General features: G+C 69.8%; 21 protein-coding genes and 2 tRNA genes. 16 read left to right on the top strand and 7 right to left on the bottom strand.

What is annotated here, in order from left to right; genetic code table 11:
- The first annotated feature begins 1 nt into the window (after position 1).
- The 7 genes from QN245_RS07305 to QN245_RS07335 all read left to right on the top strand — a co-directional run bounded on the left by QN245_RS07305 (position 2) and on the right by QN245_RS07335 (position 8,051).
- Complete coding sequence (locus tag QN245_RS07305) at positions 2 to 1,645, top strand: xylulokinase (protein WP_184645844.1); 1,644 nt, start codon at positions 2 to 4, stop codon at positions 1,643 to 1,645.
- Positions 1,632 to 2,273, top strand: a complete 642-nt coding sequence (locus tag QN245_RS07310) for a class II aldolase/adducin family protein (protein ID WP_317844952.1) — start codon at positions 1,632 to 1,634, stop codon at positions 2,271 to 2,273. Before QN245_RS07305 ends, QN245_RS07310 begins: the two co-directional genes overlap by 14 nt.
- Positions 2,274 to 2,322: 49 nt before the next feature.
- The gene (locus QN245_RS07315) at positions 2,323 to 3,771 is read left to right on the top strand and encodes an aspartate aminotransferase family protein (protein ID WP_317844953.1); all 1,449 of its coding nucleotides are present in this window, start codon (positions 2,323 to 2,325) and stop codon (positions 3,769 to 3,771) included.
- A gap of 3 nt (positions 3,772 to 3,774) precedes the next feature.
- A complete protein-coding gene (locus QN245_RS07320) occupies positions 3,775 to 4,413 on the top strand; it encodes a hypothetical protein (RefSeq protein WP_317844954.1) in 639 nt (212 codons plus the stop codon).
- An 84-nt stretch (positions 4,414 to 4,497) separates the two neighbouring features.
- Entirely contained in the window at positions 4,498 to 5,649 is a 1,152-nt protein-coding gene (locus tag QN245_RS07325; protein ID WP_317845325.1) for an MFS transporter, read from the top strand.
- Between the two features lie 122 nt (positions 5,650 to 5,771).
- Positions 5,772 to 7,214: an aldehyde dehydrogenase family protein gene (locus QN245_RS07330; protein ID WP_317844955.1), complete on the top strand. Its 1,443-nt coding sequence runs from the start codon at positions 5,772 to 5,774 to the stop codon at positions 7,212 to 7,214.
- Positions 7,215 to 7,379: 165 nt separating this feature from the next.
- Positions 7,380 to 8,051 (top strand): TetR/AcrR family transcriptional regulator, encoded by a 672-nt coding sequence (locus QN245_RS07335; protein ID WP_317844956.1) that lies wholly within the window; start codon positions 7,380 to 7,382, stop codon positions 8,049 to 8,051.
- Between the two features lie 181 nt (positions 8,052 to 8,232).
- Here the strand turns inward: QN245_RS07335 and QN245_RS07340 are convergent, their stop codons facing one another.
- Positions 8,233 to 9,129, bottom strand: coding sequence for an SDR family oxidoreductase (locus QN245_RS07340; protein WP_184446776.1), 897 nt, complete (start codon positions 9,127 to 9,129; stop codon positions 8,233 to 8,235).
- Positions 9,130 to 9,226: 97 nt separating this feature from the next.
- Here QN245_RS07340 and QN245_RS07345 point away from each other — a divergent pair, with 97 nt between their 5' ends.
- Entirely contained in the window at positions 9,227 to 10,120 is an 894-nt protein-coding gene (locus QN245_RS07345; RefSeq protein ID WP_317844957.1) for a helix-turn-helix transcriptional regulator, read from the top strand.
- A gap of 105 nt (positions 10,121 to 10,225) precedes the next feature.
- Here the strand turns inward: QN245_RS07345 and QN245_RS07350 are convergent, their stop codons facing one another.
- The 3 genes from QN245_RS07350 to QN245_RS07360 form a co-directional block, all read right to left on the bottom strand.
- Entirely contained in the window at positions 10,226 to 11,119 is an 894-nt protein-coding gene (locus tag QN245_RS07350; protein WP_184446774.1) for a hypothetical protein, read from the bottom strand.
- Positions 11,120 to 11,184: 65 nt separating this feature from the next.
- On the bottom strand, positions 11,185 to 13,428 hold the full coding sequence (gene parC, locus QN245_RS07355; protein WP_317844958.1) for a DNA topoisomerase IV subunit A: 2,244 nt from the start codon (positions 13,426 to 13,428) through the stop codon (positions 11,185 to 11,187).
- A gap of 57 nt (positions 13,429 to 13,485) precedes the next feature.
- Positions 13,486 to 14,370, bottom strand: coding sequence for an AraC family transcriptional regulator (locus tag QN245_RS07360; RefSeq protein ID WP_425612920.1), 885 nt, complete (start codon positions 14,368 to 14,370; stop codon positions 13,486 to 13,488).
- Positions 14,371 to 14,511: 141 nt separating this feature from the next.
- Between QN245_RS07360 and QN245_RS07365 the strand changes: the two genes are divergently transcribed.
- The 5 genes from QN245_RS07365 to QN245_RS07385 all read left to right on the top strand — a co-directional run bounded on the left by QN245_RS07365 (position 14,512) and on the right by QN245_RS07385 (position 20,988).
- Positions 14,512 to 14,961, top strand: a complete 450-nt coding sequence (locus QN245_RS07365) for a MarR family winged helix-turn-helix transcriptional regulator (RefSeq protein ID WP_160965704.1) — start codon at positions 14,512 to 14,514, stop codon at positions 14,959 to 14,961.
- 10 nt (positions 14,962 to 14,971) lie between these two features.
- Positions 14,972 to 16,459: an efflux transporter outer membrane subunit gene (locus QN245_RS07370; RefSeq protein WP_317844959.1), complete on the top strand. Its 1,488-nt coding sequence runs from the start codon at positions 14,972 to 14,974 to the stop codon at positions 16,457 to 16,459.
- A 10-nt stretch (positions 16,460 to 16,469) separates the two neighbouring features.
- A complete protein-coding gene (locus tag QN245_RS07375) occupies positions 16,470 to 17,651 on the top strand; it encodes an HlyD/EmrA/EmrK family protein (RefSeq protein WP_160965708.1) in 1,182 nt (393 codons plus the stop codon).
- Positions 17,652 to 17,659: 8 nt separating this feature from the next.
- The gene (locus tag QN245_RS07380) at positions 17,660 to 19,237 is read left to right on the top strand and encodes a DHA2 family efflux MFS transporter permease subunit (protein ID WP_160965710.1); all 1,578 of its coding nucleotides are present in this window, start codon (positions 17,660 to 17,662) and stop codon (positions 19,235 to 19,237) included.
- A gap of 218 nt (positions 19,238 to 19,455) precedes the next feature.
- Complete coding sequence (locus QN245_RS07385) at positions 19,456 to 20,988, top strand: GDSL-type esterase/lipase family protein (RefSeq protein ID WP_317844960.1); 1,533 nt, start codon at positions 19,456 to 19,458, stop codon at positions 20,986 to 20,988.
- 181 nt (positions 20,989 to 21,169) lie between these two features.
- Here QN245_RS07385 and QN245_RS07390 read toward each other — a convergent pair whose 3' ends face one another.
- Positions 21,170 to 21,517 (bottom strand): helix-turn-helix domain-containing protein, encoded by a 348-nt coding sequence (locus QN245_RS07390; RefSeq protein WP_160965714.1) that lies wholly within the window; start codon positions 21,515 to 21,517, stop codon positions 21,170 to 21,172.
- Between the two features lie 251 nt (positions 21,518 to 21,768).
- On the opposite strand from QN245_RS07390, the gene QN245_RS07395 reads away from it, so the two are divergent.
- Positions 21,769 to 21,966, top strand: a complete 198-nt coding sequence (locus tag QN245_RS07395) for a hypothetical protein (protein ID WP_048491806.1) — start codon at positions 21,769 to 21,771, stop codon at positions 21,964 to 21,966.
- A gap of 74 nt (positions 21,967 to 22,040) precedes the next feature.
- Here QN245_RS07395 and QN245_RS07400 read toward each other — a convergent pair.
- Positions 22,041 to 22,125 (bottom strand) — tRNA-Leu (locus QN245_RS07400).
- A 95-nt stretch (positions 22,126 to 22,220) separates the two neighbouring features.
- Positions 22,221 to 22,676: a VirK family protein gene (locus QN245_RS07405; RefSeq protein WP_160965716.1), complete on the bottom strand. Its 456-nt coding sequence runs from the start codon at positions 22,674 to 22,676 to the stop codon at positions 22,221 to 22,223.
- 353 nt (positions 22,677 to 23,029) lie between these two features.
- Here QN245_RS07405 and QN245_RS07410 point away from each other — a divergent pair.
- Both QN245_RS07410 and rnr read left to right on the top strand, forming a co-directional pair.
- Positions 23,030 to 23,114 (top strand) — tRNA-Leu (locus QN245_RS07410).
- A gap of 140 nt (positions 23,115 to 23,254) precedes the next feature.
- On the top strand, positions 23,255 to 25,681 hold the full coding sequence (gene rnr, locus QN245_RS07415) for a ribonuclease R (protein ID WP_317844961.1): 2,427 nt from the start codon (positions 23,255 to 23,257) through the stop codon (positions 25,679 to 25,681).
- The last annotated feature ends 42 nt before the right edge of the window (positions 25,682 to 25,723 follow it).

Below are 25,723 nucleotides of genomic sequence, written 5' to 3' on the forward strand. Positions count from 1 at the left end.
CATGCGCAGCGAACTGCTCGATGCCGACCGTGGCGGCGACCAGCCGTTGGTGCTGGCGGTGGATCTGGGAACCTCCGGTTGCAAGTGCGCGCTGGTCACGCTGGACGGCCAGGTGATCGCCTGGGCGTTCGAACCGGTGCCGCTGCACGTGCACGGGGTCTGTGCCGAGCAGGATCCGCGCGACTGGTGGAACGCGCTGCTGGTCACCGCCGCGGCGGTGCTGCAAGGGGGCGAGGCGCTGCGCCGTCGGGTGACCGCGGTGTGCTGCTCGACCCAGGGCGAGTGCACCGTGTGCGTGGACCACGACGGCCAGGCGCTGGGCAACGCCATGCTGTGGCTGGACATGCGCGGGCAGGCGGCGATCGCGCGGCGCCTGCGCGGGCGCTGGCTCAACGTGCGCGGCTATGCGCCGCTGAAGCTGCTGCGTTGGCTGCGCCTGAGCGGCGGCGCGCCGGCCGGCAGCGGCAAGGATTGCGCCGGCCACATCGCCTATCTGCGCGACCACGAACCGCAGCGCTACCAGCGCACGCACAAGTTCCTCAACGCGCTGGACTATCTCAACCTGCGCCTGACCGGGCGCTTCTGCGCCACTGCCGATTCGGTGCTGACCACCTGGGTCACCGACAACCGCGACCCGATGCGCATCCGCTACGACGATGGCTTGCTGCGGCTGCTCGGCATCGAGCGCGACAAGCTGCCGGACCTGGTGGCCTCCACCGAGGTGCTGGGGCCGCTGCTGCCGCAGGTGGCCGCGCAACTGGGGCTGTCGCCGCAGACCCGGGTGATCGCCGGCGCCATCGACAACTCGGCGGTGGCGGTGGCCGCGGCGGTCGACGACTATGCCGCGCATCTGTACCTGGGCACTTCGTCGTGGCTGGGCGCGCACGTGCCGCGGATGAAGACCGATGTGTTCAGCAACATCGCCGCGGTGCCGTGCGCGGTGAGCGGGCGCTACCTGGCCACCGCGCTGCAGTCCACCGCCGGCGCCAACCTGTCGTTCCTGCGCGACCGCATCCTGTTCCATCCCGACGAATTGCTCCGCGACGAGGATCGTCCGGACGTGTACGAAGTGCTCAACGTCATCGCCGCGCGCGTGCCGCCCGGGGCCAATGGCCTGGTGTACATGCCGTGGCTGTTCGGCGAGCGCACCCCGGTGGAGGACCACAGCCTGCGCGCCGGGCTGGTCAACCTGTCGCTGATGCACACCCGCGAGGACATCATCCGCGCCTTCATGGAAGGGGTGGCGTTGAACACGCGCTGGATGATGGAGCCGTTCGCGCGCCTGCTCGGGCGCGATCCCGGCGTGATCGCCGCGGTCGGCGGCGGCGCGCAGTCGGACCTGTGGTGCCAGATCATCGCCGACGTCGGCGGCCAGCCGATCCGGCAACTGCACAATCCGATCCAGGCCAATGCGATCGGCGCCACCTTCATCGCCGGCGTTGGCCTGGGCCGGCTGCGCTTCGCCGACCTGCCGGCGCTGCAACGCGCGCGCCGGGTATACGAGCCGTCGCCGCGCAACCGCGCGCTGTACGACGACCGCTATGCGACGTTCCGCGAATTGCAGCGCACCCTGGCGCCGATCTACCGGCGCATGAATCCCGCTCCCGAGTGCGTGCCGGAGGTACCCCAGCATGTTTGCCCATGAACAACGTGCGCGCGTGGTCGCGCTGTGCGTGGAGCTGTCGCGGCGCGGCTACCTGGCCGGCACCGGCGGCAACGTCGCGCTGCGCCTGGACGCCGAGCGCTTCGCGGTGACGCCGTCGGCCACCGACTACCTGGCGATGCGCGCCGAGGACATCTGCGTGGTGCGCCTGGCCGACCTGCGGCAACTGGACGGTGCCGCCACGCCGTCGGTGGAGACCGGGCTGCATGCGCAGGTGCTGCGCCGCCGGCCCGACGTGGCCTGCAGCATCCACACCCATCAGCCGGTGGCCAGCGCCTGCGCGCTGCTCGGCGCGGCGCTGCCGGTGGAGGACACCGCGTTGCAGGCGGTAATCGGCGCGCGCGTGCCGATGGTCGGCTACTTCCCGTCCGGCACCGGGCTGCTGGCCTGGCTGCTGGCGCGGCAACTGCGCCCGTCGAGCAACGCTTATCTGATGCGCAACCACGGCGTGCTGTGCTGCGGCCGCAGCCTGGAACAGGCGGTGGCGGCGGTCGATGCGCTGGAGCAGGTGGCGCGCGATCACCTGGCACGCCGCATCGAACGCCGCGCGCTGCACGACGCCGGAATGGCTGCGCCGTTGCGCGCCGTCCTCACCGCACTGGAGGCCTGAATCCATGCACGCCCTTTCCGTTTCCGTTCCCCCGAACCCGGCACCGACCATGAGCCAGACTCCCGCCATTTCGCAATGGCCCGATGTGGACCAGCTGTACGCGCGTTTCCATGCACTGGTGAACCAGCCGATGCGCCCGATCGGCGCCGTCGGCATGGCCAAGGTGATGCGCTATTTCGATGAGCGCTGCCAGGGCTCCAGGCGCCTGGGCGAGGCGGCCAAGCAGGTGATCCCCGGCGGCGTGCAGCACAACCTGGCGTTCAACCATCCGTTCCCGCTGGCGATGCACAGCGCCGAGGGCGCGTACCTGACCGACGTGGACGGCAACCGCTACATCGACTTCCTGCAGGCCGGTGGCCCGACCCTGCTCGGCTCCAATCCGCCGGAACTGCGCGAGCACGTGCAGGCGGTGCTGGACCAGTGCGGCCCGGTGACCGGCCTGCTGCACGAGTACGAGGTCAAGCTGGCCGAACTGGTCTGCGCCAGCATGCCGGCGGTGGAGATGCTGCGCCTGCTCGGCTCCGGCACCGAGGCGGTGATGGGCGCGGTGCGCCTGGCCCGCACCCACACCCGCAAGAAATGGATCATCAAGATCGGCGGCGCCTACCACGGCTGGAGCGATCAGCTGGTGTACGGCATGCGCCTGCCGGGCACCGGGCGCATGGAGGCGATCGGCATCCCGCGCGGCGCCACCGCCTACACCCAGGAATGCCATCCCAACGATCTGGAGGCATTGCGCCGCAAGCTGCAAGTCAATCGCCTGCGCGGCGGCACCGCGGCGGTGCTGCTGGAGCCACTGGGGCCGGAGAGCGGCACGCGGCCGGTGCACCACGACTACAACCGGCAGGTGCGCAAGTTGTGCGACGAGTTCGGCGCGCTGCTGATCTTCGACGAAGTGGTCACCGGCTTCCGGCTCGGCCCGGGCGGTGCGCAGGGCTACTTCGGGGTGCTGCCGGACATCACCGTGCTCGGCAAATGCCTGGCCGGTGGCTATCCGATGGCCGGGGCGATCGGCGGCCGCCGCGAGGTGATGATGAGCCTGGTCGGCGGCATCGGCACCACCGCGCGACGCGCCTTCGTCGGCGGCACGCTGTCGGCCAATCCGCTGTCCTGCGTGGCCGGCTACCACGCCTTGCTGGAGGCGCAGCGCAGCGACGCCGCCGGCCAGGCCGGCCGTGCCGGCGATCGCCTGCGCCATGGCCTGGAGGCGATCATCCGCCGTCTCGGCCTGCCGTACGTGGTCTACAACATGGGCTCGATCGTGCACCTGCAGACCTCCGGCGTGTTGCTGCTGGACACCGGCAACCTGTACAAGCTGTGGCGCGTGCGCAACGAGGCCAAGGAGCGCAAGCACATGATGGAGGAGATGGGCGCGGCGTACTCGGCACACGGGCTGATCACCCTGGCCGGCAGCCGCATCTACACCAGCCGCGCCGATACCGACGCGGTGGTCGACGAGGCGCTGAATCGCTTCGACGACGTGTTCAAGCTGGTGTAGCGCATGCCCACCGTCCCGCAAATCGAAGCGCTGTGGCTGCACACACGCGAGCGGCTCGTGGCCAAGCGCCTGCTCGGCGACGATGCAGCAGCGCTTTCGCTGCGCTGCCCAGGCACCACGGCGATGTGCTGCGGCGCGCTCGACGCGGAGCAGCCGCAGTGGCTGGACTGGCGCGACCCGGCGCTGCCGGCGTCGGCGCAGGTGCACGCGCAGGTCTACCTGCGGCGTCCCGATATCGGGGCCAGCGCCTGGTCGGCCGGCGCGTTCGGCAACCGCCTGGCCGACGTCGGCGGCGTGCTGCCGCAGGTGTTCGACGAGCAGGCCCGGCACATCGGGCCGATGCCGGCGCCGCTGGCGGCCGCGGACGCCTTGGCCGATGCGCCGTCGCAGATCTGCAACGCCCTGCTGCTGGGCGGGCGCCCGCTGTGCCTGGGGACCAGTGCGCAGCGGCTGGCGCTGAACGTGGAACTGTTCGAAAAGTGCGCCAAGGCCTATGTGCTTGCCGCGGCCACCGGCGGGCAGGTGCGGGAACTGCCATGGTGGGTGCGGCGCATCGCCAACGGGCGCTTGCGCAAGGACCAGACGCGTGCCGCCGCGGCCTTTGCCGCAGGCGAACTGCCGGCCGAAACCACGGGGTATTGAGGAATCGCTGCGATGACTGCCATGCCCTCGCCATCGTCCATTCCGCCCGCCGCCGCGCAGGCGGCGCGTCCGCTCGCCGCGGCCTTGTCGATCGGCGCCATCGCCCTGCTGATCCTCGGCGTGCAGCCGATCGTGCTCGGCGCGCTGGTCGAACAGCACCTGATCACCCTGCCCGGGGTGGGCGTGGTGGCGATGGGCGAGATCATCGCGCTGGGCATCGGGGTGGCGCTGGGCGATGCGTTACTGCCGGTGTCCTGGCAGCGCAACACGGCCATCGTGGCGGCGCTGCTGGCGGCGCTGCTGAACCTGGCCACTTTGCAGGCGCAGGGCGATGCGGCCTTCGTCGCGCTGCGCGCCATCGCGGGCCTGGCCGAGGGTCTGCTGGTCTGGGTGGCCACGGTGAGCATCGTGCGCGCGGCCACGCCGGACCGGATCACCGCGGTGTTCATGGTGCTGCAGGCGCTGGCGCAGATCGCGCTGGCGTCGGCGCTGGCGCTGTGGGTGTTGCCGGCGGCCGGCTGGAAGGGCGGTTTCGTCGCGATGGCCGCGACCTGCCTGCTGGTGCTGCCGCTGGCGGCGGCGCTGCCGGCGCCGGCGCGCCTGGCCCCCGCAGCCACTGCCCACTGCGCGGCGACCGCCACCGCCAGGCTGCGCTGGTCGCCGGCGACGCTGGCGCCGTTGTTGGTCGCCTTCCTGCAGATGTCGGCGATCGGCGCGCTGTGGGCCTATCTGGAGCCGCTGGCGCTGCGCGCGGGGCTGGATGCGCACGCGGCGCAGCTGCAGACCTCGTGGGTGTTGGGCATGCAGATCGTCGGCGGGCTGGCGGCGATCTACTGGGTGCGACGGTTGTCGGTGACGGCGACCCTGACCCTGGGCAGCGTGGCGCTGTGCCTGGTCGCCGCGGCGATGTACCGGGTTCCCGGCAATGCGGCGCTGGGCTTTGCCGCCGTGTGCGTGGCGTTCGGCTTCGCCTGGATGTTCCTGATGCCGTTCCATGTGGGTCTGGCGCTGCGCGCCGATGCGCAGGGGCGGGTGGCGGTGCTGGTGCCGGCCGCGCAGTTGATCGGATCGGCCTGCGGGCCGTTGCTGGCCTCGCTGCTGCTGCACGCCGACGATCCGGCGCCGGTGCCGCTGGTCGGCCTGGGATTTGCGCTGGCCGCGGCGCTGCTGGCGCTGTGGATCGGCCGGCGGCAACATCGCCTGGCGGTCGTGGAGGCTGGATCGCATGCGCGGTGATGGTGGCCGTGTGAGCGCGCTGGTCGCCATCGCGACGCGCGCCGGCAGGCCGCGCGTGGTGCAGGGCAGTGTGCTGCCACGCACAGGGCGATGGCCGATGTCCGACAAGCAGGAGCGTGGCGATGTCGCCTGAGCCCGTGCAGGACACCGCGCCGGAGACGATCGCGGCGCTGTTCGCCGCGCAGCAGGCCACCGCGCTGGCCTGGCGCGGCTCCTCGGCGAGCGCGCGGCGCGCACGTCTGCGTGCGCTGCGCGATGCGTTGCTGGCGCGGCGGCAGGCGCTGATCGCGGCCTTCGCCGCCGATTTCGCCAAGCCCGCGCTGGAAGTCGAATTGACCGAGGTGTTGCCGGTGGTCGACGAGATCGCCACCGCCATCGCGCAGCTGCCGCGCTGGATGCGTCCGCGCAAGGTCGCGCCGACCCTGCTGGCCCTGGGCACGCGTGCGCGCATCGCGTTCCAGCCCAAGGGCCGCTGCCTGATCATCGGGCCCTGGAACTACCCGGTGGCCACCGTGCTGGGGCCGCTGGTGTCGGCGCTGGCCGCCGGCAACACGGCGTTGATCAAGCCCTCCGAGTTCACCCCGCAGGTCAATGCGGTGCTGCAGGCGGTGCTGGAGGAAGCGTTCGCGCCGGAGGATGTGGCCCTGGTGCAGGGCGGCGCGGCGACCGCGCAGGCCTTGCTGGCGTGTCCGTTCGACCATGTGTTCTTCACCGGCTCGGCATCGGTCGGCCGGCAGGTGATGGCCGCGGCAGCGCGGCAGTTGACGCCGGTGACGCTGGAGCTGGGCGGCAAGTCGCCGGTGATCGTCGACCGCAGCGCCGACCTGCGCCGTGCCGCCGAGGTGATCGTCTGGGCCAAGCTGGTCAACGCCGGGCAGACCTGCATCGCGCCGGATACCTTGTTCGTGCATCGCGACGTCAGCGCGCGCCTGCTCGACCACTGTCGCGCCCTGCTGGCGCAGCGCTACGGCGCCGATGCGCAGGCGGTCGCCGCCAGTCCGCACCTGGCGCGCATGATCCACCCGGCGCATGCGGCGCGCGTGGCCGCGCTGATCGACGAGGCGCGCGCCGGCGGCGCGCAGCTGCTGGCCGGTGGCGAGCACGACGCGGGGCGGCGCTACGTGGCGCCGACGCTGCTGGCGCAGGTGCCAGCGCAGGCACGGATCGCGCAGGAAGAGATCTTCGGTCCGGTGTTGCCGGTGATCGAGTTCGAACGTCTCGACGACGTGCTCGACCGCCTCGACGCCGCGCCCAAGCCGCTGGCGCTGTATCTGTGGAGCCGCGACCGCGCCGGCATCGCGCGGGTGCTGGCGCGTACCAGTTCCGGCAGCGCGGTCGTCAACCATTGCCTGCAGCAGTTCGTGCACAGCGGTTTGCCGTTCGGCGGCGTTGGCGCCTCGGGGTTCGGCAGCGCGCACGGCGTGCACGGGTTCCGCGCCTTCTCGCACGAACGCGCGCTGCTGCAGGGCGGCCGCCTGCCGATCGTCAAGGCGTTCTTTCCTCCGTACACCACGTTGCAGCAGCGCTTGGCGGCCGGACTCAGCGCGTGGCTGGCGCGGCGCTGAGCATTGCTGCCGGTGTGTCAGGTACGGGCGCGGTAAGATGCGATGTCGGCGCGTGCAACGACGTCGCGGCGCAGTCCGCGCGCCCATTGCCGCGGCGATGCGTGCCGTGAGGCTGGCGTAGTGCCGCCACCGCGGCGCCTGCCGCTTCACCACCATCGAGATCCCATGCCCGCCGACACGCCGCGTCCCTCCGCACCGCACCGCCCGCGCCTGACCGGGAACAAGGTGCCGGCCCAGCATCGCGCCACCGAGACCTACGAACAGATCCTTTCGGTCACCGCGCAACTGCTCGGCGACGTCGGCGTGGAGCGGCTGTCCACCAACCTGGTGTGCGCGCGTGCCGGGCTGACGCCGCCGGCGTTGTACCGCTATTTCCCCAACAAGTACGCGCTGCTGTCGGAACTGGGCCGGAGGCTGATGGAGCGGCAGAACCAGCTCATCCCCAAGTGGATCACCCTGTCGGCGATGAGCGGCACGCGCGAGGACCTGCAGCGTGCGCTGGCCGGATTGGTGCTGGATACCTACCGCGTCACCAAGGCGACCGAGGGCGGGGTGTGGGTGCTGCGCGCCCTGCGCGCGGTGCCGGCGTTGCAGCAGGTGCGCCTGGATTCGCATGCGCAGGTGACCAAGGGCCAGGTGCGCTTCCTCAGCGAGGCCTTTCCCGACGCCGATCCGCGCCAGTTGCGACTGGTCAGCCGCATCGTGGTCGACCTGATCTACGCCACCGTGGAACTGTTGTTCGACACGCGCCTTAGCGCCCGCGCGGTGGCCGACACCGTGGCGGCGATGATCGCCAGCCATATCGAGCAGCTGCGCGATGGAGCATCGGCTGGGTGAGCCGCGGCTGCGGTTCCTGATATGGGCTCCTGCTTGGCGCACGCGGCCAGGGAACCGAACCGCAAGGCGCGGCAGCCGACGACGTCGCGAACCACGCGTCGCCACACGGCCGCCAGCAGGCGAGGCGTCAGCGCACAAGGCGCGGCGCCTGCACTTGGTACGCATGCCGCTGCGGCCGCGATCAGGGCGCGGCGGCGAACGTGCCTTCGTCGAGATCCGCGATCAGCGTGGGGCCGGTCGGCGTCCAGCCGAGCCTGGCCTGCGTCAGCGCGCTCGAGGCCGGCATGTCGAGTTGCACGAACATCGCCATCCAGCCGAAATGCGCGGCCGCCTCGCCCGGCGCGATCGACACCACCGGCAGCTTCAGGCCGCGCCCGAGCGCCTCGGCGATCTCGCGCATGCGCACGCCTTCCTCGCCGACCGCGTGATAGCGCGCGCCGGGCTGCGCCTTCTCGATCGCAAGACGATACAGCTGCACCGCGTCGGACAGATGGCCGGCTGGCCAGCGGTTGCTGCCGTCGCCGACATAGGCGACCACGCCCTTGTCGCGCGCGATCGCCACCAGCGGCGTGATCAGCCCTTGCCGGTACGGGGTATGGACCTGCGGCAGCCGCATCACCGAGACATTGACGCCGGCCTCGAGCAAGGCGTTGCCGGCCTGCTCGGAGGCGATGCGCGGATTCGGGTGCGTGGCGTTGAACACGTCCTCGCTGGCCGGCGCACCGTGTTCGCCGCTGCCCACGCCCGTTCCCGAGGTGATCAACAGCGGGCGATCGGAGCCCTTCAGCGCCGCGCCGAGCGCCGCGATCGCGCGTTTGTCCTTCTCGCAGTTGGCGGCGAAGTTGCTGAAATCATGGTCGAACGCCGCATGGATCACGGCATCGACCTGGGCGGCACCACGCTCCAGGCTGTCCGGATCCTCGAGCGTGCCGTGGTGGACCTCGGCGCCGGCCGCGCGCAGCGCCTGCGCGCCGGCCTCCGATCGGGTCATGCCGAGCACGCGATGGCCGGCCTGGAGCAGTTCGGGAACCAGGGCCGAGCCGATGAAACCAGTCGCGCCTGTCAGAAAGATACGCATCGTGAACTCCATTGGGTCAGTGCGAGCGACTCTCCGGTATTCGCTTATCCCGTTAAAGTAGGGACATCATCGTAGTAAAACGATTAACAGGCTTGCCATGAATTCCGATCCAGCCAATTCCCTGGGCGACTTCCTGCGCAGCCGGCGGACCCGGCTCGACCCCGCGAGCTTCGGCTTCTCCGGTCGTCGGCGCACGCCGGGCCTGCGCCGCGAGGAAGTCGCGCAGCGCGCCAACATCAGCCCGACCTGGTACACCTGGCTCGAACAGGGGCGCGGGGGCGCGCCGTCGGCGCAGGTGCTGGAGCGCATCGCCGGCGCGCTGCTGCTGACCGAGGCCGAACGCGACCACCTGTTCATGGTCGCGCTGGGGCGCCAGCCTGAGGTGCGCTACCGCGCGGTGACGGGCGTCGACCCGCGGCTGCAGCGCGTGCTCGATGCGCTGGAAACGAGTCCGGCCATCGTCAAGACGCCGACCTGGGACGTGGTGGCCTGGAATCGCGCGGCGGCCGTGGTGCTAACCGACTACGGCCAACTGCCGGTCGGCGAGCGCAACATCCTGCGCTTCCTGTTCTGTCATCCCGCCACCCGTGCCAAGCAGCACGATTGGGGCAGGGTGGCACGCTTCGTGGTGGGTGCGTTTCGTGCCGACGTGGTGCGTGCTGGCGTCGCGTCGGACGCGGCAGCCCTGGTGACCGAACTGTGCGCGCTCAGCGCCGAGTTCGCGGCCTTGTGGCACGACCACGAGGTGCTGAGCCACGGCGAGGGCGATGGCGAAAAGCGTCTCAGGCATCCGCTGCTCGGCGAGATCGCGCTGGAGTACTCGGCCTTCGCCGTGGAGGGCCGGCCGGACCTGGGCATGATCGTCTACACGCCGGTCGATGCCGATGTGGCCGTGCGCATTCGCGCACTGGCGACCGCGTATGGTGCAGCCCAGGCGACGCGGACGGACGCGGCGCTTACACGCGGCGCTTACATCGGTGTGAATCAGTGAAACGCGGCTTCAGCCGCGACACGCTGAGCCATCGCGGCTGAAGTTGCTCCTACGATAAAAACGGACCTGCTGGCCGACGCGGACAGTGTCGACCCGCTCAATGCCTCACCAGGAAGCGACGACGCTGCCCTTCTTGACCAGTTCCACCTTTTCGTTCGCACTGTTGTAGCGCAGATACACGCTGCCGTACTTCTCGAGGATGATGCGCTGATTGGCATTCATTCTCAGACTGTTGTCGCCAAGGTCGATGCCCATGTTGTAGGTGGACTGGTCGAAGTTGATGCCGACATTGCCTAGCGCGCCGCTGTCGAAGTGAATGCCGTTCTGCCAGCCGTGCGTGCCTGGCTGGATCTGGATCGCATGCGTGCCGGCAACGCTCGAGCCAGGCGTGTTCAACAGATTGAGGCCGATCGTGGAACCGCCGTTGGTGTAGGAGGTCAGTTCGCCGTTGAACAGGATGCTGGTGCCGTGCGTTGCGACGTTTTGTCCCGCGATCCCGTCGTAGCCGTGGAACAGTTCGCTGTGGAAACCCGCCAGCCACGGCGAACCGGTGCTGCGCTGGAACGCGCGGACCGTGGCGCCCACGCTCTGCGAACTGTCCTGGGTCGCGCTGGGATGGGTGGTCGCATTGAGCTGGATGTAGAGCGGCCAACTATAGGAGTTCTGTTGGTCGGACTCGGAGATCAGCGACAGGATCTCGTTGGTGTAGCCCGGGCCGACATTGGACGCATCGCGCCGGCCCCAGCGCACCGAGGTGTCCAGCGCCGGCGTGGACACCGGCGTGCTGGAGAAATCCATGTACTGGCTCAGTTGTTCGCCGACGCTGGTGATGGCACCGGCACTGGCGACTACCAGGGCGGCGACGCCGAACAGCAGCACCCGGTTGACGGTCACGGCACGGCGCAGGCGTTGATCCTTGGCCTGGAGTTGTTGCTCCAGCCGCTCCACCCTGGCCATCAAGGAAGCGTCATTGTCGGCATTGATCACGTTCTCGTTCATCGTTGCGGTCCTTCGTTGAGATGATTGCCATGCCGGCTCTGGACGTTCGTCCAGCGAAGCCGCGCTTACTCCACCGCCAGATCGTCGACCTTCTGCCAGCCGCGCGGCAGCAGCCCGCCGCGGCTGGCGCGGGCGCCGAGGTAGGCGTCCAGGTCCTTGAACGACAGCGACATGGTGCGCTGGCCGCTCTTCACCAGCAGCGTGTTGCCCGGCGCCACCGCGGCGATCGCCACCACCCGTTCGGTGCTGAGCTTGGCCTTGGGGATGTCGATGATCTTGTTGCCCTTGCCCTTGTCCAGCTCGGGCAGGTCGGCGACCGGAAAGGCCAGCAGGTGGCCGGCGCTGGTGACCGCGACGATGCGGTCGGTGCCGGCGCCGCTCACCGGTGCCGGCGGCAGCACCTTGGCGTTCGGGGTCAGGTTGAGCATGGCCTTGCCGGCCTTGTTGCGGCTGGTCAGGTTCTCGAAGCGGGTGACGAAGCCGTAGCCGTGCGAGGACACCAGCACCAGGCGGGAATCGCTCTCGCCGCTCGCCAGCGCCTGGAACGACGCGCCGGCCGCGGGCGAGAAGCGTCCGGTCAGCGGTTCGCCGTTGCCACGCGCCGAGGGCAGGGTATGCACCAGGGTCGAATAGGCGCGGCCTTCCGAATCCAGGAATGCCACCTGCTGCGTGCTGCGCCCGCGCACCGCGGCCAGCAGGCCGTCGCCGTCGCGGTAGGACAGCGCCGCCGGGTCCACGTCGTGGCCCTTGGCCGCACGGATCCAGCCCTTCTCCGACATCACCACCGTCATCGGCTCGCTCGGCACCAGTTCGGTCTCGTCGATGGCCTGGGCCGCGCCACGCTGCACCAGCGGCGAGCGCCGCGCGTCGCCGAACTTCTTGGCGTCGGCCATCAGTTCGTCCTTGATCAGCTTCTTCAGCTTGGTCTTGCTGGCCAGCACCGCCTGCAACTGCTCGCGTTCCTTGGCCAGCGCGTCCTGCTCGCCGCGGATCTTCATCTCTTCCAGCCGCGCCAGCTGGCGCAGGCGCGTCTCCAGGATGTAGTCGGCCTGTTCCTCGCTGAGCGCGAAGCGCGCGATCAGCGCCGGCTTCGGCTCGTCCTCGCTGCGGATGATGCGGATCACTTCGTCCAGGTTGAGGAACGCGGTCAGCAGGCCTTCCAACAGGTGCAGGCGGCGCTCGACCTTCTCCAGCCGATGGTTGAGGCGGCGCACCACGGTGTCGCTGCGGAAGCGCAGCCATTCCTCCAGCAGGGTCTTGAGGTTCTTGACCTGCGGACGGCCGTCCAGGCCGATCACGTTGAGGTTGACCCGGTAGCTGCGCTCCAGGTCGGTGGTGGCGAACAGGTGGCCCATCAACTGGTCGGCATCGACCCGGTTGGAGCGCGGCACCAGCACCACCCGCACCGGGTTGGCGTGGTCGGACTCGTCGCGGATGTCTTCCAGCCACGGCAGCTTCTTGGCGCGCATCTGCTGCGCGATCTGCTCGATCACCTTGGACGGCGACACCTGGTAGGGCAGCGCCGTGACCACGATGTTGGCGTTTTCCTTCTGGTAGGTGGCGCGGGCGCGCACGCTGCCATGGCCGGTCTCGTAGAGGGTGCGCAGGTCGGCGGCCGGGGTGATGATCTCGGCGGTGGTCGGGTAGTCCGGGCCGCGCACGTGTTCGCACAGGTCGGCGACGCTGGCGTCGGGGTCGTCGAGCAGGCGGATCAGCGCGCTGACGATCTCGTTGAGGTTGTGCGGCGGCACGTCGGTGGCCATACCCACGGCGATGCCGGTGGTGCCGTTGAGCAGCAGGTGCGGCAGCCGCGCCGGCATCCAGGTCGGCTCGTCCATGGTGCCGTCGAAGTTCGGCGACCAGTCCACCGTGCCCTGGCCCAGTTCGCCCAGCAGCACTTCGGCGATCGGGGTCAGCTTGGACTCGGTATAGCGCATCGCCGCGAATGACTTCGGGTCGTCGGTGGAGCCGAAGTTGCCCTGGCCCTCGATCAGCGGGTAGCGGTAGGAGAACGGCTGGGCCATCAGCACCAGCGCTTCGTAGCAGGCGCTGTCGCCGTGCGGGTGGTACTTGCCGATCACGTCGCCGACGGTGCGTGCGGACTTCTTCGGCTTGGCCGTCGCGTTCAGGCCCAGCTCGCTCATCGCATAGATGATGCGCCGCTGCACCGGCTTGAGCCCGTCGCCGAGGAAGGGCAGGGCGCGGTCCAGCACCACGTACATGGAGTAGTCGAGGTAGGCGCGTTCGGCGTATTCGCGCAGCGGCAGCTGTTCGAAGCCATGGAAGGCGGGGCGGGCGAGATCGGTCATGCGCGGGAAGTACCTATAGGGGGACGCGGCGCCAGGCGCCGCAGGTCAGCCGGTCGATTATCCGGATGCGGCCGGCGATGCCAAGCCGCGCGTGCCGCCGGCGCTGGCCAGGTAACGGGCCGGAGGATGGCCGAAACGGCCGCGGAAGGCGGTGACGAAGGCGCTGGGGCTGCTGTAGCCCAGCCGGAAGGCGGTATCGGCGACGCTGGCGCCATCGCTGAGCCGGCGCAGCGCCTCGGCCAGCCGCGCCTGCTGGCGCCAGCCGGCGAAGCCGAAGCCGGTCTCGTCGCGGAAGTGCCGGCTCAGGCTGCGCGGCGACAGCCCGGCCCAGTGCGCCCATTGCGCCAGCGAGCGGTCGTCGGCGGGGGTTTCCAGCAACTGGGTGGCGATGCGCAGCAGGCGCCGGTCGCGCGGCATCGGCAGGTGCAGGTGCTCGACCGGGGCGTTGCGGACCTCGTCCAGCAGCACCGCGCACAGGCGCTGCTGCTCGGCTTCCAGTTCCAGCGGCACGCCCCACTGGGTCATCCGCCGCAGCAGCTCCCGGAACAGGCCGTTCATGCCGATCACGCAGGTCCGCGGCGGCAGGTCGGCGCAGACGTCGGGGCGGATCAGCACCAGGTAGCTGCGCACCCGCCCGGACACCTGCACGGTGTGCAGTTCCTGCGGCGGCATCCAACCGGCGCAGCCCGGCGGCAACGACCACTGGCCGTGCGCGGTGCGGGTGCCCAGCACGCCGTCCTCCACGTAGATCAGCTGCCCGCGCACGTGGCGATGCCAGTCCACCTCGCGCCGCAGCGACACCGGCGAATGCGCCATGAACGCCAGCGCGGGCGGGCCATCGGCTCGTTCGAACCACTCCATGGCGCGCGGGTCCAGGGCGCTGTCGGAGCCGGCAGTAGCGGGGGTGGGGGTGGAGTGGGATGGCTCGATTTCGATATCCATTGTCCGGATTGTAATACCGAGCCATGGCCGTGCGCCGCTACAGTGCGTTCGCCGTCAGCGTTCCTCCGCTGCAACGCAGCATCTACTTTCCTTAGGGATATTTTCTTGACATATATTTCTAAATGAAAATAATAGGCGCCCATGAACTGCGCTCCCTCCCTGCCTGGCCCGCCGTCGTTCGGCCTGCTGCTGCGCCAGGTGCGTGACGGCCTGATGCGCCGTCTCGACCAGGCCATGGCCGGGCTGGAGCCGGACCTGGGCTTCAGCCACTACATCGGCATGAAAGCCCTGGCCCACATGGCGCCGTGCACCGCCAACGAACTGGCCCAGGCCATCGACCAGAACCCCAGCGCGGTGACGCGCCTGCTGGACAAGCTGGAAGACCTGGGCTGGGTACGCCGCGAGGCGCACGCGCAGGACCGCCGCGCGCTGCGGCTGGTGCTCACCGACGAAGGCCAGGCGTTGTGGCAGCAGCTCAAGCGCCGCGGCGACGACGCCATCGCCGACGCCTTGCGCGATCTGTCCGCCGAAGAGCGCGAGCACCTGTTTTCGTTGTTGGCCCGCGTCCGCGATTCCCTCAATTCGCCCTGAACCCGCCCACATGACTCTGTCTCCTTCTCTCTCCCGCCTGCGCCCGTTCGCGGTCGCGGCCCTCACCCTGGCACTGGCCGCCTGCGCCAGCAGCCGCGGCCTGGAACCGCAGGGGCGCCGGCTCGATGCCGATCGCCAACTGCACATCGGCAAGACCCTGGCCGCCGACGCCCTGGCGCCGGCGCCGTGGCCGCAGCAGGACTGGTGGAAGGCGCTGGGCGACCCGCAGCTCGACGCCCTGATCGCCGAGGCCCTGCAGGGCACGCCCAGCCTGGACGCGGCCGATGCGCGGCTGCGCCTGGCGCAGGCGCAGGCCGGCGCCGCCGATGCCGACCGCGGTGCCAAGCTGTCGCTGTCGGCCGGCTACACCGGCCTGCAACTGCCCAAGGGCCTGGCCGGCGACGAGATCGGCGGCAAGTACCTCCACAACGAACAGGCGCTGCTGGATTTCAGCTATGGCTTCGACCTGTGGGGCGGCAAGCGCGCGGCCTGGGAAGCGGCGGTGGACCAGGCGCATGCGGCCGAGGTCGACGCGCAGGCCGCGCGCCTGGACCTGTCGGCCGGCGTCGCCCGCGCCTACGCACAGCTGGGGTATGCCTGGCATCTGTACGACCTGGCCGGCGCCGAACTGGCGCGCTCGGAGAACAGCCTGAAGCTGGTGCGGCAGCGCCGCGATGCCGGTATCGACAACAACCTGCAACTGCGCCAGGCCGAAGCGCGGGTGCCGGCGGCGCGGCAGCAGCAGGCGGCGGCGCAGCAGCAGATCGACGAAGCGCGCACCGCGCTGGCCGCCTTGCTCGGCCGCGGCCCGGACCGCGGGCTGCAGATCGAGCGGCCGCGCCTGCTCGATCCGCAGGCCGCGCGGGTGCCCTCGGTGCTGCCCAGCGACCTGCTCGGCCGCCGGCCCGACGTGGTCGCCGCGCGCTGGCGGGTGGAAGCCGCCTCGCAGGGCATCCATGCAGCCAAGGCGCAGTTCTATCCCAGCATCAATCTGACCCTGCTGGGCGGCGTCGCCGCCACCAACCCGGGCGACCTGTTCAAGAGTTCGTCGGTGCTGGGCCTGCTCAGCCCGGGCGTGAGCCTGCCGCTGTTCGACAGCGGGCGGCTGCGCAGCCAGTTGGCCGAGCGCGATGCGCAGTACGACCTGGCGGTGGCCAACTACAACCAGACGTTGGTGGCGGCGTTGCGCGAGGTGGCCGATCAGGTCAACGCGGCGCGTTCGCTGGCCGAGCAGGTGCAGCAGCAGACGCAGGCGCTGGAGACCGCGCAGGCCGCCTTCGACCTGTCGCAGCAGCGCTACCGCGCCGGCATCGGCAACTACCTGGACGTGCTCAGCGCGCAGCAGCAGTTGCTGGACGCGCAGCAGCGCCTGGCCTCGCTGCAATCCAACCAGATCCTGGTCTCGGTGCGCCTGAATCAGGCGCTGGGCGGCGGCTACGACGCCACCTCCGCCGCCGACGCGCCGAGCTCTTCTTCTTCCGCACCTTCGCATTCCTGAGATCGCTGCAATGAATCAGACAACGACCCCCGCTTCCCCCGCTCCCGCCACCAGCCGGCGCGGCAAGCTGCTGCGCGGCCTGGCCGTGGTAGTGGTGCTGGTGCTGATCGCGCTGGCGATCTGGTACTTCCTGGTCGGCCGCTGGCACGAGGACACCGACGACGCCTACGTGCAGGGCAACCTGGTGCAGATCACCCCGATGGTGGCCGGCACCGTGGTGCGCATCGACGCCGACGACGGCATGCGCGTGGAGCGCGGCCAGCCGCTGGTCAAGCTCGACCCGGCCGACACCGAGGTCGCGCTGCAGCAGGCCGAGGCCAATCTGGCGCGCACCGTGCGCCAGGTGCGCGGTCTGTACCGCTCGGTCGAGGGCGCCCAGGCCGAACTGTCCGCGCAGCAGGTGACCCTGCAGCGTGCCCGCGCCGACGTGGCTCGCCGCGCCAGCCTGGTCGCCACCGGTGCGATCTCCGCCGAAGAGCTGGCGCATGCCCGCGATCAGCTGGCCGCTGCCGAGGCCGCGGTCAGCGGGTCGCGCGAGAGCCTGGCGCGCAACCGCGCGCTGATCGACGAAAACGGCGTGGCCGACCAGCCCGACGTGCAGGGTGCCGCCGCGCAGGTGCGCCAGGCCTTCCTCAACAACGCCCGCAGCGCCATCGTCGCGCCGGTGTCCGGCTATGTGGCGCGGCGCTCGGTGCAGGTCGGCCAGCGCGTGCAGCCCGGCACCGCGCTGATGGCGGTGGTGCCGCTGAACCAGGTGTGGGTGGACGCCAACTTCAAGGAAACCCAGCTCAAGCACATGCGCCTGGGCCAGCCGGTGGAGCTGGAGTCGGATCTGTATGGCGGCGCGGTGAGCTACCGCGGCACCGTGCAGAGCCTGGGCATCGGCACCGGCAGCGCGTTCTCGCTGCTGCCGGCGCAGAACGCCAGCGGCAACTGGATCAAGATCGTGCAGCGCGTGCCGGTGCGCATCGCCATCGACGCCAAGCAGTTGGAGCAGCACCCGCTGCGCATCGGCCTGTCGATGAAGGTCAACGTCAACCTGCATGATCAGAACGGCTCGGTGCTGCCGAGCAAGCCGGCCAGCGGCGTGCTGCTGGATACCGACGTCTATGCCCAGCAACTGCAGCAGGCCGATGCGGCCGTGAAGCAGATCATCCACGCCAACCTGCCCGACGCCGCCAAGGCGAACTGAGCCCGGCCATGTCCAACCAAGCAGCCGCTCCCGCCGCGCCCGGGGTTCCGGGCGCACCGGCCGCCGCGTTTCGTCCGCCCAGTGTGGCGTTGTGCACGGTGGGCCTGGCGATGGCCTCGTTCATGCAGGTGCTCGACACCACCATCGCCAACGTCTCGCTGCCCACCATCGCCGGCAACCTCGGCGCCAGTTCGCAGCAGGCGACCTGGGTCATCACCTCGTTCGCGGTCAGCAACGCCATCGCGCTGCCGCTGACCGGCTTCCTCAGCCGCCGCTTCGGCGAGACCAAGCTGTTCGTGTGGGCCACGCTGGCCTTCACCGCGGCCTCGCTGCTGTGCGGCCTGGCCCAGAGCATGGGCATGCTGGTGGTGTCGCGCGCGCTGCAGGGCTTCGTCTGCGGCCCGATGTACCCGATCACCCAGAGCCTGCTGGTGTCGATCTACCCGCGCGAGAAACGCGGCCAGGCGCTGGCCTTGCTGGCGATGATCACCGTGGTCGCGCCCATCGCCGGGCCGATCCTCGGCGGCTGGATCACCGACAACTACAGCTGGGAATGGATCTTCCTGATCAACGTACCGCTGGGCATCATCGCCGCGACCGTGGTCGGCTCGCAGTTGCGCGATCGCCCCGAGCCGACCGAACGCCCGCGCATGGACTACGTCGGCCTGATCACCCTGATCATCGGCGTCGGCTGCCTGCAGGTGGTGCTGGACTTGGGCAACGACGAAGACTGGTTCAATTCGACCAAGATCATCGTGCTGGCCGCGATCTCGGCGGTGGCGCTGGCGGTGTTCCTGATCTGGGAACTGACCGACAAGGATCCGATCGTCGACCTGCGCCTGTTCCGCCACCGCAACTTCCGCGCCGGCACCATGGCGCTGATCGTGGCCTACGCCGCGTTCTTCAGCGTGTCGCTGCTGATCCCGCAGTGGCTGCAGCGCGACATGGGCTATACCGCGATCTGGGCCGGCCTGGCCACCGCGCCGATCGGCATCCTGCCGGTGATCATGACCCCGTTCGTCGGCAAGTACGCCTCGCGCTTCGACCTGCGGATGCTGGCCAGCATCGCCTTCATCTTCATGGCCGCCACCAGCTTCATGCGCTCGGACTTCAACCTGCAGGTGGATTTCCCGCACGTGGCCGGGGTGCAGTTGCTGATGGGCGTGGGCGTGGCGCTGTTCTTCATGCCGGTGCTGCAGATCCTGCTGTCGGACCTGGACGGGCGCGAGATCGCCGCCGGTTCCGGCCTGGCCACGTTCCTGCGTACGTTGGGCGGCAGCTTCGCCGCCTCGCTGACCACCTACCTGTGGGCCAAGCGCACGCAGCTGCACCATGCGCACCTGACCGAGCACATCTCCACCTACACGCCGGGCATGCAGGAACAGGTGCAGATGATGGGCAACGGCAGCCTGCAGAGCGGCGCGGCCTTTCTCAACAACACCATCAACCACCAGGCCTCGCAGATGGGCTTCAACGACATCTTCTACCTGCTGGGCTGGACCTTCCTCGGGATCATCTTCTTCCTGTGGCTGGCCAAGCCGCCGTTCGGCGGCGGCGGTGGCGCGGCGGCGGCCGGCGGCCACTGAGTCCGGAGTTCGGCCGGCGCGGGCTGCAGACAGTCCGCGCCGGTGATGCGATCGCGTCGCGTGCGTCCCATTGCACGCTGGCGTAGCGCCCGGCATGCCGTGCCAACGCTGCCGGCACGGCATGCGTGCCCGGCGTCGCGCTCCTGCGCGGGGCACTTGCCGCTGCTGCGGCCCGCACACCAGAATGCGGCTCTTCGCAGGCTTCGGCAGCCCCGCACATGCAGCGCTTTCTCCGCGCCCTCGGCGCCCGCTTCGCCGTATCGCTCCCGCGTGCGGCCGTCCTCTCGCTGCTCTGTCTCGCTGCGCACCCGGGCAGCGTCCAGGCCGCGCCGCCGCCCGTGCCCTCGTCGGTTCCGGTGACCCCGGCCGATCGCCTGCAGGAAGCCTGGTGGGCCGAGCGCCACCAGCAGGTGCTGGCGCAGGTGCGCGCGCATCCGGATGCACCGCTGCTGCTGATCGGCGATTCGATCACCCAGAACTACGAGAAGGCGCAGGCGCCGGACCAGGACTTCCAGTCGACCTGGCAGACCTTCTACGGCAGCCGTGGCGCACTCAACCTCGGCTTCAGCGGCGACGCCACCGAACACGTGCTGTGGCGACTGCAGCACGGCGAAGTCGACGGCCTGCGGCCCAAGGTCGCGGTTCTGCTGATCGGCACCAACAACACCGGCCGCGACGGGCACAGCGCCGCGGACACGGTGCGCGGCATCGATGCGGTGGTGGCCACGCTGGAGCAGCGCCTGCCACGCACGCGCATCCTGTTGCTGGGCCTGCTGCCCAGCGCGCTGTCGGCGCAGAAGAGCGCGCGCGATGCCGAGGTCAACCGCGCGCTGGCGGTGCGCTACGGCGACCATCCGCGCGTGGCCTATCTGGACATCGGCACGGTGTTCCAGCGCGCCGACGGCACGCTGGAGCAGGGCCTGTTCTACGATCCGCGGCAGCGTCCGGGGAGCGGTGCGCTGCACCCGGACACGCGCGGGCAGCGGCGCATGGCCGAAGCCATCGAGCCGACCCTGGCACGGCTGCTCGACGAAGCGCCGCGGGTGCCGCTGGACGCGATGACCGACGTCGATACCGCGCGCATCCCGGTGCCCTGGCTGGAGCAGGATTCCTACGACTGGTACGGCCGCCACCATGCCGCGCTGGACGCGGCGCGACCGCTGCGGCCGCAGGTGGTGATGCTCGGCGATTCGATCACCCATTTCTGGGCTGGCGCGCCGCAGGCGATCCGGGTGAACGGGCCGCAGGCCTGGCAGCGCACCTTCGGCGATGCGCGGGTGCTGAATCTGGGCTTCGGCTGGGACCGCACCCAGAACGTGCTGTGGCGGCTGCGCCAGGGTGAGGTCGACGGTCTGGCGCCGCGCTGGGTGGTGATCAACCTCGGCACCAACAATCTCGCCGGCACCGAACATGCGCGCACCAATACGCCGCAGGAGACCGCCGACGGCGTGGCGGCGGTGGTCGCCGACATCCGGCGGCGCCTGCCGCGCAGCCGGATCGTGCTGATGGGGATCTTCCCGCGCGGCTTCGCCGCCGATGCGCCGCAGCGTGCGCCGATCCTGGAGACCAACCGCCTGCTGGCCGCGCGCTTTGGTCGCGACCCGCAGGTGCGCTGGCTCGACATCGGCGCGCGCTTCCTGCAGCCGGACGGCACGCTGCCGGCGGCGCTGATGCCTGACGGCACCCATCCCAGCGAAGCGGGCTACGCGATCTGGGGCGAGGCGCTGCGCAAGCTCGGCGTCGGTGGCTGAGGGAGCTTCGAGCAACGCGCTTTGCCGCGGCTCAGCGGGACGTGGCGTTGTCCTCGTAGGAGCGGCTTCAGCCGCGACGAGGCGTTACCGATAACGCCCTGTCGCGGCTGAAGCCGCTCCTACGAATGGCATTCCTTGGTTACTGGCGATGCCCGAAAGCCGCAACCGCCGCCAGCGCGACTCAACCGCTGTTGGGCTTGAGCAGTTGCAGCACGGCTTCGCGGTGGCCCGGCGGCGCGTTGCGATAGCGTGCCAATAGCGCACGCTCCTGCGCATCCTGGGCCAGCAAGGGATAGTCGGAGGGCAGGTCCTGCACGCGCTTGCCCGGGCCCACGCCGCACACCAGTTCGTCGAGCGAGCGATTCAACACGTTGCGCAGCGTCGGCAGCAGGCGAAAGCTCGGCGTTTCGCGGTCGTTCTCCCAGGCCGACACCGACGACTTGGTCACGTCCAGCGCGAAGCCCAACTGTTCCTGGGTGAGCCCAGCGGCTTTTCTGGCTTCGCGCAAACGGTCGCCGAAGCTATTCATCGCGGTGGGCCTCGGGGGACAGCGGGCCTACCAAGATATGGAGCATCCGTCGGCTTGTCGTACAGCCACGCTTGACTCCAATTGTTCGGAGATTCAATACTTGTGCGGTGTGGAATGTACGGACGCGCGAGGATGCGCATGCAGGACATGGACGTTGTGGACACGAGGGTGTCGGCGCCGCGGTGCGCCGCCGCCCCGCGCTTGCCGATCGCGGCACGCCGCGGCGCCTGCCGGTGCGTGGAGGAGGGCGCATGGCCACCTACGAGGTGAGACTCCGGCGCATCGCGCAACTGGAGCCGTCCTTGCAGGTGCTGGTGCATGCCGCCAATGCCTACCTGGCCGCGCGTGCGGCCGAACGCCACAACCCGGGCTACCGTGCCTACAAGGTGGCGGTGTGGGTGAAGGGCGTGCGCGTGGACATCGGTCCGTTGCGTCCGCCGCAGCGCTGAGCGTCGCGGCCTGCGCGCAGCCAACAAAAAACCCGCCGAAGCGGGTTTTGAGATCTTTCTCGACCTGTCGGTCGTGGTGCCCAGGAGAGGACTCGAACCTCCACGGTTTTACCCGCTAGTACCTGAAACTAGTGCGTCTACCAATTCCGCCACCTGGGCAACTCAGAACGAGAATTGTGCGTGTGGAGGCGGATGCTGTCAAGCGTTTTGCGACAGTGGCGTTGCACCGCTGTCGCGTGCGATCGATCGCGACCTCAGTAGCCCACGTTGAAGCGCAGGCCCTGGTTGATCGCGCAGCGATAGCCGAGGGTGCTGCCGGTCTGCTGGTAGCTGGGCAGGGCGAACACGAACATGGTGAAGTCCACGGTGTTGTCCGGATGCACCTGGTAGCGCAGGAACTGCTGGATCGGCTTGCCGTCGCGGCCGACGGTGACGTGGTCGTCGGCGAAGGACAGGGTGCCGTCGGCGGTGACGCGATAGGCGCCGATGCGCAGGCCGCCGCGGGTCTGGCTGGGCGTGGCGCCGCCGGAGGTGGGCGTGCACTGGCTGAGGTCGATCGCCACGGCGACCGAGGCGCCGCTGTCCAGGGCGCGCTGGATCTGGGTGAGCGAGCCGAGCGTGGCATCGTCGGCGCCGGCAGTGGCGGCGGAAGCGCTGCTGGCGCTGGCGAACAGGGCGGCGGCGAGCAGGGAGGCGGACAGGCTGTGCATGGGGGAGGCTCCGGAGCGTGGGGGAGGGCGACGGATTGCCGGATGCAAACTAGCGAGGCGCCGATCCGGGTCAACCGACAAAATCGCGAACTTCCGGCGCCGTCACGGCGCATCTTCGAAGCCGGTCGGTTTGTGACCGCGTTGTGGCGGAATCGGCATTGCGCATGCGGTTTTCCGCCGAATTCGCGGGACGCCGAAGCGTGCGCACGTGCACAGCTGCGCAGCAGCCGGTGTTTGCGTGGCGCCGCCGCATCCAGCGGTCGGATCGCGTCATCGATGCCATCGATCGCGACCCGGTGCGAAATAGGCGTTGACAAGGTCGCGGCGGCACCGCAGAATTCGCGGCCTTCAGCGCCCAGGTGGCGGAATTGGTAGACGCACTAGTTTCAGGTACTAGCGGGTAAAACCGTGGAGGTTCGAGTCCTCTCCTGGGCACCACAGGCAACATCGCGAGAGCGCTGAACTCTCGCACCGACCGGCCCGCTGACGCGGGCTTCGTCGTTTCTGGGGCGTGCATTCGCCGCCGGCGCGCGACCCGGTTCGGGTGGGGGCCACCCGCATGGGAGTACCATGCACGGATGACAACTCGCAAAAGCAAGTCCGGCAAGCCCGGCAAATCCGCGTCCAGCGACGCGCCCACCCCCGATACGCCGAAGAAATCGCGTCTGCCCGCCTGGATGCCCAGCTTCCTGCGCCGCGGCCCCAAGCCGCCGCTGCAACCGCTGCACCCGCCATTGCCACCGCCGGCGGCCGCACCCGATGCCGCCGCCCCGATCCAGGACCCCTATGCCGCACGCGAGGCGGAGCGCTATGCGCAGCCGATCGCCAGTCGCGAGGCGATCCTGCAATTGCTCGAACGCTGCGATGGCCCGCAGACCCTGGACGAACTGGCCGACCAGCTCGGCCTGACCGAGCCGACGCGCAAGGAAGCGCTGAGCAAGCGCCTGGGCGCGATGCTGCGCGAAGCACAACTGGTGCAGAACCGCCGCGGCGGCTACGCGCCGCTGCAGCAGACCAACCTGATCCCCGGCGTGGTGATCGCCAATCCGGACGGCTTCGGCTTCCTGCGTCCTGACGAAGGCGGCGACGATCTGTTCCTGCCGCCGTACGAGATGCGCAAGGTGCTGCATGGCGACCGTGCGCTGGCCAACGTCACCGGCATCGACCGCCGCGGCCGCCGCGAGGGCAGCATCGCGCGCGTGCTCGAGCGCGGCCTGACCCGCCTGATCGGCCGCTTCAGCCTGGAAGCCGGCATCGCCTTCGTGGTGCCGGACGACAAGCGCATCCAGCGCAACGTGCAGATCCCCACCGACGCCGTCGGCGAGGCCCGCGACGGGCAACTGGTGGTGTGCGAACTCACCTCTGCGCCGGACGCGCGGCGCCCGCCGATCGGCAAGATCATCGCGGTGCTTGGCGACAAGCTGACCCCGTCGCTGCTGGTGGAAGCGGCGATCCACGGCCACGAGCTGCCCTACGAATTCCCGCAGGCCGTGCTGGACGAAGCCGCGGCGGTGCCGCTGACGGTGGAGCCGGCCGCGACCAAGGGCCGCGTGGACCTGCGGCAGACGCCGCTGGTGACCATCGACGGTGCCGACGCCAAGGACTTCGACGACGCCGTGTTCTGCGAGCCCAACGCCGACGGTTTCCGCCTGGTGGTGGCGATCGCCGACGTGTCGCATTACGTGCGTCCGGGTACGCCGCTGGATACCGAGGCGGTCAAGCGTGCGACTTCGGTGTACTTCCCGGGCTTCGTGGTGCCGATGCTGCCGGAGACGCTGTCCAACGGTATCTGCTCGCTCAACCCCAAGGTCGACCGCATGTGCTTCGTCTGCGACATGCAGATCGATCGCCAGGGCGAGGTGGCCGGCGCACGCTTCTACGAGGCGGTGATGAACTCGCATGCGCGGCTCACCTACGAGCAGGTGTGGCAGGCGGTGGGCGAGAAAGACGCGCAGGTGCGCAAGGACGTGGCGGCGGTGCTGCCGCAGCTGGAGCGGCTGCATCAGCTGTACCAGATCCTGGCCAAGGCACGTGCGCGCCGCGGCGCGATCGAGTTCGAGACTGCCGAAGTGCGTTTCGTGCTCGACAACACCGGCGAAGTGACCCAGGCCGGCATGCTGGTGCGCAACGACGCGCACAAGCTGATCGAGGAATGCATGATCGCCGCCAACGTGGCCGCGGCGCGCTACTTGCTGGAAACGCACATTCCGGCGCCGTTCCGCGTGCACGAGCGCCCGCCGGAATCCAAGTACGCCGACCTGCTGGAGTTCCTCAAGGAATTCAAGCTGAGCCTGCCGGCGTGGAGCAAGGTGGTGCCGGGCGACTACACCAAGCTGCTGAAGAAGGTACGCGAGCGCCCGGACGCGGCGCTGCTGGAGTCGGTGCTGCTGCGCAGCCAGAGCATGGCGGTGTACTCGCCCGACAACGCCGGCCACTTCGGCCTGGCGCTGGAGGCCTACGCGCACTTCACCTCGCCGATCCGCCGTTATCCGGACCTGCTGGTGCACCGCGCGATCAAGTACGCGCTGACCCGCGGCGCGCCGGACAAGTACCTGTACGCGCCGCGCGAGATGGCGGCATTGGCGCTGCAGTGCTCCGAGCGCGAGCGCCGCGCCGACGAGGCCGAGCGCGAGGTCGACGAGCGCTACCGCGCCGCGTGGATGGAGAAGCACGTCGGCGGGCAGTTCGATGGCGTGGTCAGCGGCGTGACCAGCTTCGGCCTGTTCGTCGAGTTGGACCAGTCCAAGGTCAACGGCCTGATCCACGTGACCCAGTTGCCGCAGGACTATTACCAGTTCGACGCGACCCGCAAGACCCTGACTGGCGAGCGCCGCGGGCGCGAGTTCCGCTTGGGCGACCGCGTGCGCATCGTGGTGCTGAAGGCGAGCATGGAAGAGCGCAAGATCGACTTCCGGCTGGTCGAGGAAGGTTCATCGGCACACGAGGACTTGCCGCCGCCGCCGCCCCGCGGGCAGCCGGCCAAGCGCAAGAAAAAGAAGTACTGACGGCGTGCGTCGCGGCGGTCGTGGCGACCGCCGCTGCACCGC

Origin of the sequence: Xanthomonas rydalmerensis (assembly GCF_033170385.1) — a bacterium.
Lineage (GTDB): Bacteria > Pseudomonadota > Gammaproteobacteria > Xanthomonadales > Xanthomonadaceae > Xanthomonas_A > Xanthomonas_A rydalmerensis.

Coding starts and splice junctions, on each gene's coding strand:
- QN245_RS07380 (WP_160965710.1), top strand. CDS start 17,660: ATGTCCAACCAAGCAGCCGCTCCCGCCGCGCCCGGGGTTCCGGGCGCA.
- QN245_RS07395 (WP_048491806.1), top strand. CDS start 21,769: ATGGCCACCTACGAGGTGAGACTCCGGCGCATCGCGCAACTGGAGCCG.
- QN245_RS07315 (WP_317844953.1), top strand. CDS start 2,323: ATGAGCCAGACTCCCGCCATTTCGCAATGGCCCGATGTGGACCAGCTG.
- QN245_RS07365 (WP_160965704.1), top strand. CDS start 14,512: ATGAACTGCGCTCCCTCCCTGCCTGGCCCGCCGTCGTTCGGCCTGCTG.
- QN245_RS07370 (WP_317844959.1), top strand. CDS start 14,972: ATGACTCTGTCTCCTTCTCTCTCCCGCCTGCGCCCGTTCGCGGTCGCG.
- QN245_RS07375 (WP_160965708.1), top strand. CDS start 16,470: ATGAATCAGACAACGACCCCCGCTTCCCCCGCTCCCGCCACCAGCCGG.
- rnr (WP_317844961.1), top strand. CDS start 23,255: ATGACAACTCGCAAAAGCAAGTCCGGCAAGCCCGGCAAATCCGCGTCC.
- QN245_RS07335 (WP_317844956.1), top strand. CDS start 7,380: ATGCCCGCCGACACGCCGCGTCCCTCCGCACCGCACCGCCCGCGCCTG.
- QN245_RS07310 (WP_317844952.1), top strand. CDS start 1,632: ATGTTTGCCCATGAACAACGTGCGCGCGTGGTCGCGCTGTGCGTGGAG.
- QN245_RS07360 (WP_425612920.1), bottom strand. CDS start 14,370: ATGGATATCGAAATCGAGCCATCCCACTCCACCCCCACCCCCGCTACT.
- QN245_RS07330 (WP_317844955.1), top strand. CDS start 5,772: ATGTCGCCTGAGCCCGTGCAGGACACCGCGCCGGAGACGATCGCGGCG.
- QN245_RS07345 (WP_317844957.1), top strand. CDS start 9,227: ATGAATTCCGATCCAGCCAATTCCCTGGGCGACTTCCTGCGCAGCCGG.
- QN245_RS07320 (WP_317844954.1), top strand. CDS start 3,775: ATGCCCACCGTCCCGCAAATCGAAGCGCTGTGGCTGCACACACGCGAG.
- QN245_RS07385 (WP_317844960.1), top strand. CDS start 19,456: ATGCAGCGCTTTCTCCGCGCCCTCGGCGCCCGCTTCGCCGTATCGCTC.
- QN245_RS07390 (WP_160965714.1), bottom strand. CDS start 21,517: ATGAATAGCTTCGGCGACCGTTTGCGCGAAGCCAGAAAAGCCGCTGGG.
- parC (WP_317844958.1), bottom strand. CDS start 13,428: ATGACCGATCTCGCCCGCCCCGCCTTCCATGGCTTCGAACAGCTGCCG.
- QN245_RS07350 (WP_184446774.1), bottom strand. CDS start 11,119: ATGAACGAGAACGTGATCAATGCCGACAATGACGCTTCCTTGATGGCC.
- QN245_RS07305 (WP_184645844.1), top strand. CDS start 2: ATGCGCAGCGAACTGCTCGATGCCGACCGTGGCGGCGACCAGCCGTTG.
- QN245_RS07340 (WP_184446776.1), bottom strand. CDS start 9,129: ATGCGTATCTTTCTGACAGGCGCGACTGGTTTCATCGGCTCGGCCCTG.
- QN245_RS07405 (WP_160965716.1), bottom strand. CDS start 22,676: ATGCACAGCCTGTCCGCCTCCCTGCTCGCCGCCGCCCTGTTCGCCAGC.